This is a genomic window from Glutamicibacter sp. V16R2B1, assembly GCF_005774635.1.
GTDB lineage: Bacteria > Actinomycetota > Actinomycetes > Actinomycetales > Micrococcaceae > Glutamicibacter > Glutamicibacter creatinolyticus.
The window spans coordinates 1-1,869 of sequence record NZ_VATX01000079.1 but is presented as its reverse complement, the minus strand read 5'-3'; the positions used below and the strand labels follow the sequence as shown (position 1 = coordinate 1,869).

2 protein-coding genes and 1 pseudogene are annotated in these 1,869 nt (G+C 70.8%); all 3 read left to right on the top strand.

Annotated elements, in window-relative coordinates; translation table 11 throughout:
* Positions 1-1,109, top strand: a 1,109-nt coding sequence (locus FDN03_RS16250) for a hypothetical protein (protein ID WP_212743952.1), incomplete at its 5' end; no start/stop codon positions are given.
* 107 nt (positions 1,110-1,216) lie between these two features.
* A complete protein-coding gene (locus FDN03_RS16245) occupies positions 1,217-1,561 on the top strand; it encodes a PadR family transcriptional regulator (RefSeq protein ID WP_071081984.1) in 345 nt (114 codons plus the stop codon).
* Positions 1,558-1,869, top strand: a pseudogene (locus FDN03_RS16240) (hypothetical protein); the annotation flags it as partial. The gene FDN03_RS16245 and the pseudogene FDN03_RS16240, both read left to right, overlap by 4 nt.

The window sequence follows — 1,869 nt, the reverse complement described above, 5'->3', positions numbered from 1 at the left end:
CCGCCCCACCCGAAGGAGACTCCGCATGGGACTACGCCGAGGATCTCCGGCTGGTGTCGGACACCGGAATCCTGCGGCTCGTGACGCTCAACGGTCAGGGGGTACGCAGCCTGCTGATCGGTCCGCCGCTGTTCCGCTACGGAGTTCGCGTACTCCGCGCGGGCGGCGCCCGAGCGCGCGCCCTGCCGCAGTTCTCCGACGAGACAGGGGCGGAAACCTATCTCGTGCAGACCTGGCCGCTTGAGGACGTCTTCGACTCCGCGGAGTACCTCCGCCCGCAGGGCATACCTTCGGAGACGGCGGACGGCGGCACCGAGGCCGGTTCCGGCGGCTACCGACCGAGCCATGCAGCCGACTGGCCGTCGATGCGTCCCACGAACACCGACACGAATGCGTCTGCCGGTGTCGTACGAGCCAGTCGAATTTCCTACCGGACCAGCACCGACACCAACCGCAGCACCGGCACCGATCAGCCTCGGCCTGTCACCCCCGGATTCCGGGACCTGTCGACGGTCTCTCCCGAAGAGTTCTCCCGTATCACCGGCCTGCCGATGCCGACACGCCCAGCGCCACGGCCCGGGACTACCCGCGGGTCGGCAGGTCCGCGCAGGAAATCGTACGTCCCCGGGGTCATCTACGAGATCCAACCGGGTCCGAAGGAGGAACTGTTCCAGGCACACCCGGAGCTGGCCAGACATCCCGAACGGCTCCCTTCCGACTTCTTCACCTGGCCGGAGAACCGGCGCCGCGACCTGCTCACGCGTTGGCAGGACGACATCGCGATCATGGACGGCTTGTCAGAGCGCACCGAGCCTCGGCGGACCCTGCAACCGGCAGACTTCCCGACCAAAGCCGATCAGGCGTCGCCGGGAATTGCACTACGCACCTGGCTGTGGCTGCACCCCCGGGAACTGGACGCCGCTCTGTCCGGCGCGCTACGGACCGAGCTCGCGTTCGGGGCCCGGGACGCCCTCAGCGGCAAGGTGTTCACCAGCGCCATCGTCACGATCCTCATGGCCAGCGCTGCCGGCATCACCGTGCGAGCCGCCTACCCGGTGGAAGCCGCCCGCCTGCTTGCCGCCGAGCGGGTGCACTCCCCCCGCACCTGAGCCACCCGCTCCCGCGACCGACGGCCATCAGTCATCCGGCACCGGCGCCACCAGCCACCGGCACCGGCACCGGCAGCACATATCGATAGTCGATATATTCTGATGAAGTGGGTATTGAGGACATCCGCGAGCCGACCTTCCTGGTCCTCGCGGCACTCGCTGACGGGGCCAAACACGGGTACGCGGTGATCCGGGAGGTCGAGGCCATCTCCGACGGCCGGGTGACGCTGCGGGCGGGCACCCTCTACGCCGCTCTCGGCCGGCTGGCCGGCCAGGGGCTGGTGCGCCAGAGTGGCGAGGAGGTGGTCGACGGGCGACTCCGGCGCTACTACGACCTCACCGACGCCGGCGCCGAGGTTCTCGCCGCGCAGGCCGCCCGCCTGCGACAGAACGCCGCCGAGGCCGACCGCCGACTCCGCGCGCGGGCTCGCCTGGGAACGGCGCCGGCATGACGGCCCCGCGGCTCGAGATCGTCTACCGCCGTCTGCTGAGGTGCTACCCGCCCGGGTGGCGGCAGCAGCACGCGGACGAGGTCGTCGCCACGCTCCTGGACGTCGCCGACGCGGAGGGACGCACCAGGCCGAGCCCCGGCGAAGCCGCGAACCTGCTCGCGCACGGCCTCGCCGCCCGGTTCGGCGCCTCACTCGGCCTGCTGCCCGCGACGGTGCGGAACCGCGTCGCGGCCATGGCGTTCGCCTCCGTCGCCACGCTCTCCTGCACCCTGTTCGTCGTGGCTGAGGTGCTGCCCGGACCGTGGCCG